The 15,033-nt window shown below is 67.4% G+C and carries 11 protein-coding genes; 7 read left to right on the forward strand and 4 right to left on the reverse strand.

Annotation, left to right across the window (positions count from 1 at the left end):
* The first annotated feature begins 36 nt into the window (after nucleotides 1-36).
* From WS96_RS23005 to WS96_RS23020, 4 genes are all read left to right on the forward strand, one after another.
* Nucleotides 37-1,824, forward strand: coding sequence for an acyl-CoA dehydrogenase C-terminal domain-containing protein (locus tag WS96_RS23005; protein ID WP_059835655.1), 1,788 nt, complete (start codon nucleotides 37-39; stop codon nucleotides 1,822-1,824).
* A 112-nt stretch (nucleotides 1,825-1,936) separates the two neighbouring features.
* Nucleotides 1,937-4,372 carry a 3-hydroxyacyl-CoA dehydrogenase/enoyl-CoA hydratase family protein gene (locus tag WS96_RS23010; RefSeq protein WP_059835657.1) on the forward strand — a complete coding sequence of 812 codons (2,436 nt, stop codon included), beginning with the start codon at nucleotides 1,937-1,939 and terminating at the stop codon, nucleotides 4,370-4,372.
* 31 nt (nucleotides 4,373-4,403) lie between these two features.
* Complete coding sequence (locus tag WS96_RS23015; protein WP_059835659.1) at nucleotides 4,404-5,603, forward strand: acetyl-CoA C-acyltransferase; 1,200 nt, start codon at nucleotides 4,404-4,406, stop codon at nucleotides 5,601-5,603.
* Nucleotides 5,604-5,694: 91 nt separating this feature from the next.
* On the forward strand, nucleotides 5,695-6,462 hold the full coding sequence (locus tag WS96_RS23020; RefSeq protein ID WP_059835660.1) for an enoyl-CoA hydratase: 768 nt from the start codon (nucleotides 5,695-5,697) through the stop codon (nucleotides 6,460-6,462).
* A 45-nt stretch (nucleotides 6,463-6,507) separates the two neighbouring features.
* On the opposite strand, the gene fdhD is transcribed toward WS96_RS23020, so the two are convergent.
* Nucleotides 6,508-7,332 (reverse strand): formate dehydrogenase accessory sulfurtransferase FdhD, encoded by an 825-nt coding sequence (gene fdhD, locus WS96_RS23025; RefSeq protein WP_059835781.1) that lies wholly within the window; start codon nucleotides 7,330-7,332, stop codon nucleotides 6,508-6,510.
* Between the two features lie 120 nt (nucleotides 7,333-7,452).
* Here fdhD and WS96_RS23030 point away from each other — a divergent pair, with 120 nt between their 5' ends.
* Nucleotides 7,453-7,935, forward strand: coding sequence for a nitrate reductase associated protein (locus WS96_RS23030; RefSeq protein ID WP_059822875.1), 483 nt, complete (start codon nucleotides 7,453-7,455; stop codon nucleotides 7,933-7,935).
* Nucleotides 7,936-7,971: 36 nt separating this feature from the next.
* Here WS96_RS23030 and WS96_RS23035 read toward each other — a convergent pair whose 3' ends face one another.
* Entirely contained in the window at nucleotides 7,972-8,367 is a 396-nt protein-coding gene (locus WS96_RS23035) for an acyl-CoA thioesterase (protein ID WP_027789162.1), read from the reverse strand.
* Nucleotides 8,368-8,541: 174 nt separating this feature from the next.
* On the opposite strand from WS96_RS23035, the gene WS96_RS23040 reads away from it, so the two are divergent.
* The gene (locus WS96_RS23040; protein WP_059835662.1) at nucleotides 8,542-10,413 is read left to right on the forward strand and encodes an ABCB family ABC transporter ATP-binding protein/permease; all 1,872 of its coding nucleotides are present in this window, start codon (nucleotides 8,542-8,544) and stop codon (nucleotides 10,411-10,413) included.
* A gap of 221 nt (nucleotides 10,414-10,634) precedes the next feature.
* On the opposite strand, the gene murU is transcribed toward WS96_RS23040, so the two are convergent.
* Complete coding sequence (gene murU / locus WS96_RS23045) at nucleotides 10,635-11,357, reverse strand: N-acetylmuramate alpha-1-phosphate uridylyltransferase MurU (RefSeq protein WP_059835664.1); 723 nt, start codon at nucleotides 11,355-11,357, stop codon at nucleotides 10,635-10,637.
* Nucleotides 11,358-11,379: 22 nt separating this feature from the next.
* The gene (locus WS96_RS23050; RefSeq protein ID WP_059835665.1) at nucleotides 11,380-12,429 is read right to left on the reverse strand and encodes an aminoglycoside phosphotransferase family protein; all 1,050 of its coding nucleotides are present in this window, start codon (nucleotides 12,427-12,429) and stop codon (nucleotides 11,380-11,382) included.
* A gap of 221 nt (nucleotides 12,430-12,650) precedes the next feature.
* Here WS96_RS23050 and WS96_RS23055 point away from each other — a divergent pair, with 221 nt between their 5' ends.
* Nucleotides 12,651-15,011, forward strand: a complete 2,361-nt coding sequence (locus WS96_RS23055; RefSeq protein ID WP_059835668.1) for an LPS-assembly protein LptD — start codon at nucleotides 12,651-12,653, stop codon at nucleotides 15,009-15,011.
* Nucleotides 15,012-15,033 lie beyond the last annotated feature (22 nt).

Here is a 15,033-nt window from a genome sequence, read left to right on the forward strand (position 1 = left end):
GAGCTCGAGCCGTTTTGCCCACCTTTGGAGAGAGTCATGGGACAGTACGCCGCGCCGCTGCGCGACATGCAATTCGTGTTGCACGAGCTTCTGAACGTCGAAGCCGAAGTCAAGCAAATGCCCAGGCATGCGGACCTCGACGCCGACACGATCAACCAGGTCCTCGAGGAAGCGGGCAAGTTCTGCTCCGAGGTACTGTTCCCGCTGAACCAGGTCGGCGACCGCGAAGGCTGCACGTATGAAGGCGACGGCGTCGTGAAGACCCCGACCGGCTTCAAGGAAGCGTATCGGCAGTACGTCGAGGCCGGCTGGCCGGCGCTCGGCTGCGATCCGGACTACGGCGGCCAGGGCCTGCCCGCGTTCGTGAACAACGCGCTCTACGAAATGCTGAACTCGGCGAACCAGGCATGGACGATGTATCCGGGCCTGTCGCACGGCGCGTACGAATGCCTGCACGCGCACGGCGCGCCGGAACTCCAGCAGCAATACCTGCCGAAGCTCGTGTCGGGCGAATGGACGGGCACGATGTGCCTGACCGAGCCGCACTGCGGCACCGACCTCGGCATCCTGCGCACCAAGGCCGAACCGAACGGCGACGGCTCGTACTCGATCAGCGGCACGAAGATCTTCATCTCGAGCGGCGAGCACGACATGTCGAAGAACATCGTCCACCTCGTGCTCGCGCGCCTGCCGGACGCGCCGCAGGGCACGAAGGGGATCTCGCTGTTCATCGTGCCGAAGTTCATTCCGGACGCTTCGGGCGAACCGGGCGAACGCAACGGCATCAAGTGCGGCTCGATCGAGCACAAGATGGGCATCCACGGCAACTCGACGTGCGTGATGAACCTCGACGGCGCGAAGGGCTGGATGGTCGGCGAGCCGAACAAGGGCTTGAACGCGATGTTCGTGATGATGAATGCCGCGCGCCTCGGCGTCGGCATGCAGGGCCTCGGCCTCACGGAAGTCGCGTACCAGAACTCGCTGGCGTATGCGAAGGAACGCCTGCAGATGCGCTCGCTGACGGGCCCGAAGGCGCCGGACAAACCGGCCGACCCGATCATCGTGCATCCGGACGTGCGCCGCATGCTGCTCACGCAGAAGGCCTACGCGGAAGGCGCGCGCGCGTTCACGTACTGGTCCGCGCTGCAGATCGACAAGGAGCTGTCGCACGCCGACGAAGCCGTGCGCAAGGAAGCGGCCGACCTCGTCGCGCTGCTCACGCCGATCATCAAGGCGTTCCTGACCGACAACGCGTTCGAGTCGACCAACCACGCGATGCAGATCTACGGCGGCCACGGCTTCATCTCCGAGTGGGGCATGGAGCAGTACGTGCGCGACGCGCGGATCAACATGATCTACGAAGGCACGAACTCGATCCAGTCGCTCGACCTGCTGGGCCGCAAGGTGCTCGGCGACATGGGCGCGAAGCTGGAGAAGTTCGGCAAGCTCGTGACGGAATTCGCGGAAGCGGAAGGCGTGAAGCCGGAGATGGCCGAGTTCATCAACCCGCTCGCCGACATCGGCGACAAGGTGCAGAAGCTGACGATGGAAATCGGCATGAAGGCGATGCAGAACCCGGACGAAGTCGGCGCTGCGGCCGTGCCGTACCTGCGTACCGTCGGCCACCTGGTGTTCTCGTACTTCTGGGCGCGCATGGCGCGTCTCGCGCTCGACAAGGAAGCGTCGGGCGACCCGTTCTACAAGTCGAAGCTCGCCACTGCCCGCTTCTACTTCGCGCGCCTGCTGCCCGAGACGGCCGCGACGATCCGCGCCGCGCGCGCCGGTTCGAAGACGCTGATGGAAGTCGACGAATCGCTGTTCTGATGCAAGTTCGGGGGGGCGCGCCGCGCGCCGCCCGAACGCAACGGTTCCTGGTACTCACTTCGCCGTGCAGCTCTCACATTCCGCGCTGCACGACACTATCCGGAGACATCCCGTGAGCAATTTCCTGATTCGCAAGGTCGCCGTGCTGGGCGCCGGCGTGATGGGCGCGCAGATCGCCGCGCACCTCGTCAACGCGCGCGTGCCGGTGCTGCTGTTCGACCTGCCGGCCAAGGAAGGCCCGAAAAACGCGATCGCGCTGAAGGCGATCGAGAACCTGAAGAAGCTGTCGCCCGCGCCGTTCGGCGTGAAGGACGATGCGAAGTACCTCGAAGCGGCCAACTACGAAGACGACATCGCGAAGCTGGCCGAATGCGACGTCGTGATCGAGGCGATCGCCGAGCGGATGGACTGGAAGCACGACCTGTACAAGAAGGTCGCGCCGCACATCGCGCCTAACGCGATCTTCGCGACCAATACGTCGGGCCTGTCGATCACGAAGTTGTCCGAAGGTTTCTCGGACGAGCTGAAGTCGCGCTTCTGCGGCGTGCACTTCTTCAATCCGCCGCGCTACATGCATCTCGTCGAGCTGATCCCGACCGCGCACACGCGTCCGGAGATCCTCGACCAGCTCGAAACCTTCCTGACGAGCGTCGTCGGCAAGGGCGTCGTGCGCGCGAAGGACACGCCGAACTTCATCGCGAACCGCGTCGGCATCTTCTCGATCCTCGCGGTGATCACCGAGGCCGCGAAGTTCGGCCTGCGCTTCGACGAAGTCGACGATCTGACGGGCAGCCGCCTCGGCCGCGCGAAGTCGGCGACGTTCCGCACCGCGGACGTGGTCGGCCTCGACACGATGGCGCACGTGATCAAGACGATGCAGGACAACCTCGCCGACGATCCGTTCTTCCCGGTCTACCAGACGCCCGCCGTGCTCGCCGAGCTGGTGAAGCAGGGCGCGCTCGGCCAGAAGACGGGCGGCGGCTTCTACAAGAAGGAAGGCAAGGCGATCAAGGTGCTCGACGCGAAGACGGGCACCTACGTCGATTCGGGCGCGAAGGCGGACGAAACGGTCGGCCGCATCCTGAAGCGTCCGCCGGCGGAACGCCTGAAGCTGCTGCGCGAGACGGATCATCCGCACGCGCAGTTCCTGTGGTCGATCTTCCGCGACGTGTTCCACTACATCGGCGTGCATCTCGAGTCGATCGCCGACAACGCGCGCGACGTCGACCTCGCGATCCGCTGGGGCTTCGGCTGGAACGAAGGTCCGTTCGAAGGCTGGCAGGCCGCCGGCTGGAAGCAGGTCGCCGAATGGGTGCAGGAAGACATCGCGGCCGGCAAGGCGCTTGCGAACGTGCCGCTGCCGTCGTGGGTGCTCGAAGGCCCGGTCGCCGAGAAGGGCGGCGTGCACACGGCCGAAGGCTCGTGGGCGCCGGCGTCGAAGCGTTTCGTGCCGCGCTCGGACCTGGCCGTCTACGACAAGCAGGTGTTCCGTGCGCCGCTGATCGGCGAAACCGGCGCCGATCCGAAGACGTACGGCAAGACGCTGTTCGAAACCGACGCGGTGCGTGCATGGGTCGACGACCGTGCCGGTGAGGACGACGTCGTGATCGTGTCGTTCAAGTCGAAGATGAACACGATCGGACCGAGCGTGATCGACGGCCTCGTGCAGGCGATCGAACTCGCGGAGAAGGACTACAAGGGCGTGGTGATCTGGCAGCCGACGTCGCTGAAGCTCGGCACGCCGGGCGGCCCGTTCTCGGCCGGCGCGAACCTCGAAGAGGCGATGCCCGCGTTCATGATGGGCGGCGCGAAGGGCATCGAGCCGTTCGTGAAGAAGTTCCAGGAAGGCATGCTGCGCGTGAAGTACGCGAACGTGCCGGTGGTGGCGGCCGTGTCAGGCATCGCGCTCGGCGGCGGGTGCGAGTTGATGCTGCACAGCGCGAAGCGCGTCGTGCACGTCGAGAGCTACATCGGTCTCGTCGAAGTGGGCGTCGGCCTCGTGCCGGCGGGCGGCGGCCTGAAGGAAGCGGCGCTGCGCGCGGCGGAAGCCGCGACGGCGGCGAACGCGACCACCGACATCCTGAAGTTCGTCACGAAGTCGTTCGAGAACGCGGCGATGGCGAAGGTGTCGTCGTCCGCGCACGATGCCCGTGCAATGGGCTACGTGAAGCCGTCCGACACGATCGTCTTCAACGTGTTCGAACTGCTCGACACCGCGAAGAAGGAAGCGCGTGCGCTGGCCGACACCGGCTACCGCGCGCCGCTGCGCGCGAAGGACGTGCCGGTCGCGGGCCGTTCGGCGATCGCGACGATCAAGGCGTCGCTCGTCAACATGCGCGACGGCCGCTTCATCAGCGACCACGACTTCCTGATCGCGAGCCGCATCGCCGAAGCCGTGTGCGGCGGCGACGTCGAAGCCGGCAGCCTCGTCGACGAAGAGTGGCTGCTCGCGCTCGAGCGCCGCGCGTTCGTCGAGCTGCTCGGCACGCAGAAGACGCAGGAACGGATCATGGGCATGTTGCAGACCGGCAAGCCGGTGCGTAACTGAGCGAGCGGACAGAGCGGACAAGGAGTCTGAAATGAGCAAACAATTGCAAGACGCATACATCGTCGCCGCCAGCCGCACGCCGATCGGCAAGGCCCCGCGCGGTGTCTTCAAGAACACGCGGCCGGACGAGCTGCTGGTTCACGCGATCAAGTCGGCGGTCGCGCAGGTGCCCGGTCTCGACACGAAGGTGATCGAGGACGCGATCATCGGCTGCGCGATTCCGGAAGCCGAACAAGGGCTGAACGTCGCGCGGATGGGCGCGCTGCTCGCGGGCCTGCCGCAGACGGTCGGCGGCGTGACGGTCAACCGCTTCTGCGCGTCGGGCATCACCGCGCTCGCGATGGCGGCCGACCGGATCCGCGTCGGCGAATCGGACGCGATCTTCGCGGGCGGCTGCGAGTCGATGAGCATGGTGCCGATGATGGGCAACAAGCCGTCGATGTCGCCGCACATCTTCGATCGCAGCGAAGACTTCGGCATCGCATACGGGATGGGCCTGACGGCCGAGCGCGTCGCCGAGCAGTGGAAGGTGAGCCGCGAGGACCAGGACGCGTTCTCGGTCGAGTCGCACCGCAAGGCGCTCGCCGCGCAGCAGGCCGGCGAGTTCGGCGACGAAATCGCCGCGTACACGATCACCGAGCGCTTCCCGAATCTCGCGACCGGCGAAATCGACGTGAAGACGCGCGAGATCAAGCTCGACGAAGGTCCGCGCGCGGATACGTCGCTCGAAGGCCTCGCGAAGCTGCGCACGGTGTTCGCGAACAAGGGTTCGGTCACGGCCGGCAACAGCTCGCAGACGTCGGACGGCGCGGGCGCGCTGCTCGTCGTGTCGGAGAAGGTGCTCAAGGAATTCAACCTGACGCCGCTTGCGCGCTTCGTGAGTTTCGCGGTACGCGGCGTGCCGCCGGAAATCATGGGCATCGGCCCGAAGGAAGCGATTCCGGCCGCGCTGAAGGCCGCGGGCCTGAAGCAGGACGATCTCGACTGGATCGAGCTGAACGAGGCGTTCGCCGCGCAGTCGCTGGCAGTGATCCGCGATCTCGGCCTCGATCCGTCGAAGGTCAACCCGATGGGCGGCGCGATCGCACTGGGCCACCCGCTCGGCGCGACCGGCGCGATCCGCGCGGCGACCGTCGTGCACGGCCTGCGCCGCCGCAACCTGAAGTACGGGATGGTCACGATGTGCGTCGGCACCGGCATGGGTGCGGCGGGCATCATCGAACGCCTGTAAGCGGGACGCGACGAAAAACGACGACGGTGCGCGGGCCACGAGCTCGCGCACCGTTTTTCATTCCGGTAGAGGACAGTTCAAGGAGACGGTTGTGGCCGACATTCAAGTGGAACGCGCCGACGGCGTGATGACGATCACGATCGCGCGCCCGGCGAAGAAGAATGCGCTGACGGCGGCGATGTACCAGACGATGGCCGATGCGCTCGCCGACGCGCAGGAAGACAAGGCGGTCCGCGCGATCCTGCTGCGCGGCAGCGACGGCAATTTCAGCTCGGGGAACGATCTCGAGGATTTCCTGAAGTCGCCGCCGAAGGACGACACCGCATCGGTCTTCCAGTTTCTGGCGCGGATCAGCGGCGCGAGCAAGCCGATCGTGGCGGCCGTGCCGGGCATCGCGGTCGGGGTCGGCGTGACGATGCTGCTGCACTGCGATCTGGTCTACGCGGCCGACACCGCGACGTTCTCGCTGCCGTTCGTGCAGCTCGGGCTGTGCCCCGAAGCGGCCTCGAGCGCGTTGCTGCCGCGCCTGGCCGGCCATCAGATCGCCGCCGAGAAGCTGTTGCTCGGCGAGGCGTTCGATGCGCTGGAAGCGCACCGGATCGGCATCGTCAATCGCGTGCTGCCGGCGGCCGAACTCGATGCATTCGCGGCGAAGCAGGCGGCGAAGCTGGCGGCGTTGCCGGCGGCTTCGCTGCGTGTGACGAAGGCGCTGTTGAAGGAGACGGGCGGCGTGGCGACGCCCGCGCGGATGGCCGAGGAAGCGCGCCACTTCGCCGAGATGCTGCGCGCGCCGGAGGCGCGCGAGGCGATGACGGCGTTCTTCGAGAAGCGCAAGCCGGATTTCCGTCAGTTCGACTGAACGGAGCAGGCCGCGCGGCGGTGCATCGCCGCTGCGCGGCCGCGATCAGGCCGTGCCGTAGTCGACGTACCCCGTTTCGCGGCAGAAGCTGACGAGCCGCAAGCCGGCCGCCTTCGCGATCTCGAGCGCGAGCGACGACGGCGCGGAGATGGTCGCGACCAGCGGGATGCCGACCCGCGCGGCCTTGCGTACGAGCTCGTAGCTCGCGCGGCTCGACAGGAACACGAAGCCGTCGGTGGGATCGGCGCGCGACAGCACGAGCGAGCCGATCAGCTTGTCGAGCGCATTGTGGCGGCCGACGTCCTCGAATGCCACTCGGATCGCGCCTGTTGCGTCGCACCATGCGGCCGCATGCAGGCCGCCGGTCAGTTTCGTGAGCGCCTGGTGTGCCGGCAGCGCATGCGCTGCACGCGCCAGCGCGTCGGGCGCGAGGCGCGCGAGAAAGCCGGTATCGGGCACGCGTTCGGGCGCAAGGTCGAGCAGGTCGATGCTTTCGATTCCGCAGACGCCGCAGCCGGTGCGCCCCGCGAGCGCGCGGCGCCGGTCCTTCAGCGCGGCGAACGCCTGCTGGACGACTTCCAGGTGGACTTCCGCATGCGGCAGCGGCGCGTCGGCGTGCAGGATCACGTCGATGTCCTTGATGTCGCTGCCGCGCGCGACGATCCCTTCCGAGATCGCGAAGCCGACCGCGAACGCTTCGAGATCGCATGGCGTACACATCATTACCGCGTGCGAGATGCCGTTGAAGACGAGGGCGACCGGCCATTCCTGGCCGACGAAGTCGTGCGCGGCCTCGACCGCGCCGCCGCGCGTGCGGCTCACGGGCAGCTCGATCGCGCCGCGCGGTTCGTCTGATTGGGTCGGATTCACGAGCACTCCCGTTGATTCGAAGCGCGGCCGGCGACGATCGTGCCGCCGCCCGCGCGCAGAGGTTCTAAAATACCCCAGGCAAGCCGGCCGCGCCGGCATCCGCCACGTCAGGTAACGACCATGGGACTCAGCGACGCTCCGTTGCTTTTCAATTTCGAACACGATTCGTCGGAAAACTTCACGTACATCCCGATGATCGTGCGTTTCAATCTCGACCGCTTCGGGCTGCGGATTTCGCTCGAACAGTGGCAGTTGCTGCCGCTCGAGGACCGCAAGCTGCTCGCGCGCTTTCCGGCCGACGACGACACCGCGATCGAGCCCAACTTCGATCACGCGCTGTTCGAAATGCTGCGCACGCACGCCGATCTGGAGCCGTCATGGTTCCAGCCGGACGAGCAGCCGGCCTGGCGCGCCGTCGACACGGTGCCGGAGTCGCTCGTGCAGCAAAGCGCGCTGGCCGGGCTGCCGGCGCCCGCGCTCGCGCAGTGGCAGCGGCTCGCGCCGTTCCAGCGCTACGTGCTCGTCAAGCTGTCGCGCAAGCCGACGCTGAATCACGATTTCGTGCCCGCGATGCGGGAGTTCGGGCTGACGGCCGCGCACTGACGGCCGCCTGCCGCGCTGCGGCGCGGCGCCTGCCCGTCAGAGCGGCGGCAGTTGCCGCGGCTTGCGGTCGGGGCCGGTCGCGACGTACGTGAGCGTCGCTTCGGTGACCTTCACGATTTCGCCCATCAGGCGCATGCGCTGCGCATACACCTCGACGTCGACCGTGATCGACGTGTTGCCGGTGCGCATGATGGTCGCGTAGAAGCTCAGCAGATCGCCGACGAACACCGGCTGCTTGAACACGAACGAGTTGACCGCGACCGTCGCGACGCGGCCGTTCGCGCGCTGGCTCGCGGGGATCGAACCGGCGATGTCGACCTGCGACATGATCCAGCCGCCGAACACGTCGCCGTGAACGTTCGCGTCGTGCGGTTGCGGGACGACGCGCAGCGCGGGTTGCTTCTGCGGGAGTTCGAGGGTCGAATCGGTCATGGCGGGGCTTTCATCCTGTAATAAATGGGCCGCCGCGCGCAGCGTGGCCGGCGAGGGCGCCGGCAGCGGCGCGAAGCGGCTTCTGCGACAATACAACGTTCGCAAATTGTACGAGAAAGCGCGCGAGCCGGCCGCCGATACGCGCGTCCCGTACCGCCGCACAACCCTTCCCCCATGCGCCGATTTCCCGCTTCCGGCGAGCCCGCGCCGGCTTCGACCGGGCCCCGCAACGACTGGCAGACCATCCGGTCGCTGCTGCCGTACCTGACCACCTACAAATGGCGCGTCGCGCTCGCGCTCGGCTGCCTGATCGGTGCGAAGGTCGCGAACCTCGGCGTGCCGGTCGTGATGAAGCGCATCGTCGATCATCTGTCCGCCGTGCAGCAGCTCGCCGCGCTCGGCCGTGCCGAGCAGTCGGCCGGCATCGTGCTCGCGGGCGGCATCGGGCTGCTGGTCGTCGCGTATGCGCTCGTGCGGCTGTCGACGTCGCTCTTTACCGAGCTGCGCGAAATCCTGTTCTCGAAAGTCACCGAGAGCGCGGTGCGCCAGCTCGCGCTGCAGGTGTTCCGGCATCTGCACGGGCTGTCGCTGCGGTTTCATCTCGAGCGCCAGACGGGCGGCATGTCGCGCGACATCGAGCGCGGCACGCGCGGCATCCAGCAACTGATTTCGTATTCGCTGTACAGCATCCTGCCGACGCTCGTCGAGGTCGGGCTCGTGCTCGGCTTCTTCGTGGTCAAGTACGAGGCCTACTACGCGTACGTGACGTTCGCGGCGCTCGTCACGTACATCGTGTTCACCGTGAAGGTCACCAACTGGCGCACGCATTTCCGCCGCACGATGAACGAACTCGATTCGCGCGCGAACTCGCGGGCGATCGACTCGCTGATCAACTACGAGACGGTGAAGTACTTCGGCAACGAGGAGTGGGAGGCACAACGCTACGACGAGAACCTGAAGCGCTACCGGAAGGCCGCGATCCGTTCGCAGAACTCGCTGTCGGTGCTGAACTTCGGTCAGCAGGCGATCATCGGCACGGGGCTCGTGTTCATCCTGTGGCGCGCGACGCAGGGCGTGCTCGCGGGCAAGCTGACGCTCGGCGATCTCGTGCTGATCAACACGTTCATGCTGCAGCTGTACATTCCGCTGAACTTCCTCGGCGTCGTCTATCGCGAGCTGAAGCAGAGCCTGACCGACATGGACCGGATGTTCGGGCTGCTGACGGCGCCGAAGGAAGTGGCCGACCGGCCCGATGCGCCGCCGCTCGCGGTGGCCGGCGCGCAGGTGCGCTTCGAGCACGTGAACTTCGCGTACGAGCCGTCGCGGCAGATCCTGCACGACGTGACGTTTACGATCGATGCCGGCACGACGACCGCGGTGGTCGGCCACAGCGGTTCGGGGAAATCGACGTTGTCGCGGCTGCTGTTCCGCTTCTACGATCTCGACCGGCAGGCGGGCGGCGCGATCCGGATCGACGGTCAGGACATCCGCGACGTCACGCAGGAATCGCTGCGCGCATCGATCGGGATCGTGCCGCAGGACACCGTGCTGTTCAACGACTCGATCTACTACAACATCGCGTACGGCCGGCCGACGGCGACGCGCGACGAAGTGGTCGCGGCCGCGCGCGCCGCGCACATCCACGATTTCATCGAGGGGTTGCCGAAGGGCTATGACACGCCGGTCGGCGAGCGCGGGCTGAAGCTGTCGGGCGGCGAAAAGCAGCGCGTCGCGATCGCGCGTACGCTGCTGAAGGATCCGCCGGTGCTGCTGTTCGACGAAGCGACGTCGGCGCTCGATTCGCGCTCGGAACGCGCGATCCAGCACGAACTCGACCAGATCGCGCGGCATCGCACGACGCTCGTGATCGCGCACCGGCTGTCGACGGTCGTGCACGCGCAGCAGATTCTCGTGATGGACCACGGGCGGATCGTCGAGCGCGGCACGCACGACGAACTCGTGCGCGCCGACGGGCTGTATGCGCAGATGTGGGCGTTGCAGCAGCAACGCGCGGCGGCCAGCGGGGAAGAGGCCGAGGCCGTGTGAGCGCGGGTGTCGTGACGCGGCGTGCGGCGGGAGCGGGCGGTGTGCCGGCTGTCGGGCCGCGTGGGGTCGTCACCACCGGGTGAGCCGGCGGGGCGTTCCCGACATTCGATCGCGGACCGGTTCGCGGCCGGTCGACCGGCCGCCACATCGGCCCGTCACTCCATCGGCCCGTCACCCCATCGGCCGCCGCGCCGGCAAGCCGGTAGTCGGCCGCGAAACGATCAACCGGCGGCGGTGCGCAGCCGTGCGTCGAGCTCGCCGAGCTGCGCGGGCGTGCCGACGTTCTCCCAGATCCCTTCGTACAGCTCGCCGCTCGCGCGGCCGGCTTCGATCGCCGCGCGATAGTACGGCGTCAGCGCGCGCCGCGTGCCGGGCGCGAGGTCGCGGAACATCCGCGTGTCGTACAGACCGATGTTGCCGAACGTGAAGCGCGCGGCGCCGTCGAGTGCGAGACGGCCGTCGTCGCCGAGCGCGAAGTCGCCGGCCGGATGGAACGGCGGGTTCGGCACCATCACGAGGTGCATCGCCGGCGTGTCGAGCGCGGCCATCCGGGCGGCGCGCGGCGCGAGCGTCCGGTAGTCGAACGCGCAGTACACGTCGCCGCTGACGGCCGCGAACACGGCCGGCTGCCCGTCGCGCTCGAGCAGCGGCAGTGCCTGCGCGATGCCGCCGGCGGTTTCCAGCGCGTTGCCCTCGGCCGAATACGCGAGCCGCACGCCCCAGCGCGAACCGTCGCCGAGCGCGGCCTCGATCTGTTCGCCGAGCCACGCGTGGTTGATCACGATCGTCTCGATGCCGGCACGCGCAAGCGCCTCGATCTGCCAGACGATCAGCGGCTTGCCGCCGGCTTCGAGCAGCGGCTTCGGGCAGGTGTCGGTCAGCGGGCGCATCCGCTCGCCGCGTCCGGCGGCGAAGATCATCGCCGTGGTCAGGGTAGGGCTCATGTTCGACGAGGAGTGAGGACGGTCAGAACGTATAGCCGACGTCGGCCGGCGCGTTGCCCTCGAGCTCGTCGAGCAGCTTCGCGAACGGCACGAGCGGGCGGTAGCGCAGCGCGACCTTGCGCGCATACGCGAGAAAGCGCGGCAGGTCGTTCAGATAGTGCGGCTTGCCGTCGCGGTAGTTGATGCGCGCGAACAGGCCGAGGATCTTGATATGGCGCTGCAGCCCCATCCATTCGAGCTGGCGGTAGAACTCGCCGAAGTCGGGATCGACCGGCAAGCCGGCCTTTTTCGCCTTTTCCCAGTAGTACGCGAAGCAGTCGAGCTCGAATTCCTCGTCCCAGCTGATGAACGCGTCGCGCAGCAGCGACACGACGTCGTACGTCAGCGGCCCGTACACGGCGTCCTGGAAGTCGAGCACGCCCGGGTTCGGCTCGCACACCATCAGGTTGCGCGGCATGAAGTCGCGCAGCATGAAGCCTTGCGGCTGCGCATGCGCGCTCGCGACCAGCAGCGCGAACGTGCGGTCGAGCGTGCCGCGCATCGCGTCGGTGACGGGCTTGCCGAGGTGGCGGCCGACGAACCATTCGGGCATCAGCTCCATTTCGCGGCGCAGGAACGCTTCGTCGAACGGCGGCAGCACGTCGGGCTTCGACGTGAGCTGGAAGCGGATCAGCGCATCGAGCGCGGCGCGCATCAGCGTTCGCGCGGCGGCCGGATCGGCCGGATCGAGCACCGAGATGTACGACGTGCGGCCGAGGTCGGTCACGAGCATGAAGCCCGCGTCGAAATCGTGGGCCAGCACGTCCGGCACGTGGTCGCCGGCCGCGGCGAGCAACTGCGCGACCTGGACGAACTCGCGGCACTTCTCGGGCGGCGGCGCATCGACCGCGATCAGCGTGCCGCCGGCGCTGGTGGCCGATGCGACGCGGAAATAGCGGCGGAAACTGGCGTCCGACGACGCGGGCGCGAGGGTCGACAGATCGAGCGCGTAGCGCTCGGCGAGCGGGCGCAGCCACGCGGTGAGCGCTTCGAGGCGGGCGTCGGGCTGGGATGCGGCGGATGGGGGCGTCATGAAACTCGGCGGAGGGGGGAACGTCTTGCCATATAATACCCCACGACTTTTTTGACGCGCCCCGCGTCAGCTTCCGCCGTGCAGGCTCGCCGCCTGTCGCGCCGCCCGTGCGATCGCCTCCCCGGTTTGCGAAGAGCCGCAGTCGCGGCTCGACGGCGCGGCCCGCCGCGCGACGGTGCCGCGCAGGCGCGGTTGACAAGGGGCGATTCGCCAAACGATAGATGCCGCCCAAACCGCTATTCCCGAATGTTTTCCCCGGTGACGGGGCGCCGCGCAAACGGCGGCTCGCGCTCGCGCTCCTGGCCGTGCCCGGCCTCGTGCCGGCCGTGTCGTACGCGCAGCTGACGGGTGCGGCTGCGCAGCCGCAGCCGCTCGACTCGCCGTGGGATCTGCGTCTCGCGCCCCAGCTCGAGGATCATCCGCTGAAGGACGGCGCGAAGCCGGCCGCTTTCGTGATCGCCGACCACACGAGCGGCACCGCCGAGCAGGACCTCGCCGCGAAGGGTTCGGCCGAGCTGCGGCGCGGCGACGCCGTCGTGAAGGCCGACGCGATCCACTACGATCAGGATACCGACATGGCCGATGCGTACGGCCAGGTCAAGGTGGTCAACGGCGGTACGTCGTTCGCGGGCCCCGAGGCGCACCTGAAGATCGAGGCGAACCAGGGCTTCATGACCGCGCCGAAGTATCACTTCAACGTGACGGGCGGGTCGGGCAGCGCGGAGCGCGTCGACATGGTCGACAACGAGCGCTCGGTGTTCGTCAACGGCACGTATACGGCGTGCCAGTGCTCGACGAACCCCGCGTGGTACATCAAGGGCAGCCGCTTCGATTTCGATACGGGCGCCGACGAGGGCACCGCGCGCAACGGCGTGCTGTTCTTCCAGGGCGTGCCGATCTTCGCGAGCCCGTGGATGACGTTCCCGCTGTCGGGCGAGCGGCGCAGCGGCCTGCTGCCGCCGACGTTCTCGATGAACTCGAGCAACGGCTTCGAGCTGACGCTGCCGTACTACTTCAACATCGCGCCGAACCGCGATCTCACGCTCACGCCGCGGATCATCTCGCGGCGCGGCGTGATGACCGAAGCGACGTTCCGCTACCTGTCGCCGTCGTATTCGGGCACGTTTACGGCCAATTACCTGCCGGACGACCGGCTCGCGCACCGCAACCGCTACGCGATCTACTGGCAGCACCAGCAGAACTTCGGCGGCGGCTTCGGCGGCTACGTCTACTTCAACAAGGTCTCGGACAACACGTATCCCGAAGACCTCGGGTCGTCGAACCAGTTCATCAACGGCACGCAGACGCTGTACCAGCAGGAAGCCGGCCTCACGTACAACAACGGCCCGTGGTCGGTGCTCGCGCGCTACCAGCACTGGCAGACGCTGCCGCCGTCGATCGCGCCTTACAGCCGCGAGCCGCAGTTGAACGTGAAGTACACGAAGTACAACGTCGGCGGCTTCGACTTCGGCGCGGAAGCCGACTATTCGCGGTTCCGCATCACGACCGCCGATGCGACCCAGGGCGACCGGATCGTCTTCAACCCGTACATCTCGTACGGCGTGTACGGCCCCGGCTACTTCGTCGTGCCGAAGGTCCAGTACCACTTCGCGTCGTACGACCTGAACTACCTGTCGTCGACCACGCCGAACAACCCGAAGCGCTTCACCGAGTCGATCCCGACCGTGAGCTTCGATTCGGGCCTGATCTTCGATCGCTCGGTGCGCCTGTTCGGCCAGGACTTCATCCAGACCCTCGAGCCGCGCCTGTACTACGTGTACACGCCGTATCGCGATCAGTCGAACGCGCCGCTGTTCGACACCGCGGAATCGGACTTCGGCCTCGCGGAGATCTACCAGCCGAACACGTTCGTCGGCAACGACCGGATCGCCGATGCGAACCGGATCACGGCCGGCCTCACGTCGCGCTTCATCGATCCGCGCACCGGCGACGAGCGTGCGCGCTTCGTGATCGCGCAGCAGTACTACTTCGCCGATCAGCGCGTCACGCTGAACCCCGGGCAGAGCGCCGTGCTGGCGCGCCACTCGGACCTGATCGTCGGCGCCGCGCTGAAGCTCGGCTCGGGCTTCATGTCGGAAACGGCGTTCCAGTACAACCAGAACAACAACCAGCTCGTGAAGTCGAGCGTCGGTTTCGGCTACAGCCCGGGCGAGCGCCGCGTGATCAACGTCGGCTACCGCTATACGCGCGCGAACACCACGCTCGACAACCAGCCGATCAACCAGTTCCTGGTGTCCGCGCAATGGCCGCTCACGCGCCGCCTGTATGCGATCGGCCGTTTCAACTACGACCTCGCCGGAGATCGCGTGGTCGACGGTCTGGTCGGCTTACAATACGACGCGGATTGCTGGGCGCTCGGGGTCGGGGTGCAGCGGGCCGCGAACGGCATCAATTCGTCGGGACAGCAGAACTCGTCGACGCGATTCATGATGCAGCTGACGCTCAAGGGCTTGTCGACCATCGACAACGGCCTCGTGTCCGCATTCCGCGCCGGGGTGCCGGGCTATACGCCGTTGCCGCCGCCGCCGCCGCCGATGTCCCGCTTCAGCAACTACGAGTAACGCCGGCATGTCTGCACCGGTC

The organism is Burkholderia sp. MSMB1835 (genome assembly GCF_001526365.1).
Lineage (GTDB): Bacteria > Pseudomonadota > Gammaproteobacteria > Burkholderiales > Burkholderiaceae > Burkholderia.

Excerpts from the sequence above, each read along its gene's own strand:
- murU (WP_059835664.1), bottom strand. The coding sequence starts at position 11,357 with ATGAGCCCTACCCTGACCACGGCGATGATCTTCGCCGCCGGACGCGGC.
- WS96_RS23050 (WP_059835665.1), bottom strand. The coding sequence starts at position 12,429 with ATGACGCCCCCATCCGCCGCATCCCAGCCCGACGCCCGCCTCGAAGCG.
- WS96_RS23015 (WP_059835659.1), top strand. The coding sequence starts at position 4,404 with ATGAGCAAACAATTGCAAGACGCATACATCGTCGCCGCCAGCCGCACG.
- WS96_RS23035 (WP_027789162.1), bottom strand. The coding sequence starts at position 8,367 with ATGACCGATTCGACCCTCGAACTCCCGCAGAAGCAACCCGCGCTGCGC.
- WS96_RS23040 (WP_059835662.1), top strand. The coding sequence starts at position 8,542 with ATGCGCCGATTTCCCGCTTCCGGCGAGCCCGCGCCGGCTTCGACCGGG.
- WS96_RS23055 (WP_059835668.1), top strand. The coding sequence starts at position 12,651 with ATGCCGCCCAAACCGCTATTCCCGAATGTTTTCCCCGGTGACGGGGCG.
- WS96_RS23005 (WP_059835655.1), top strand. The coding sequence starts at position 37 with ATGGGACAGTACGCCGCGCCGCTGCGCGACATGCAATTCGTGTTGCAC.
- WS96_RS23030 (WP_059822875.1), top strand. The coding sequence starts at position 7,453 with ATGGGACTCAGCGACGCTCCGTTGCTTTTCAATTTCGAACACGATTCG.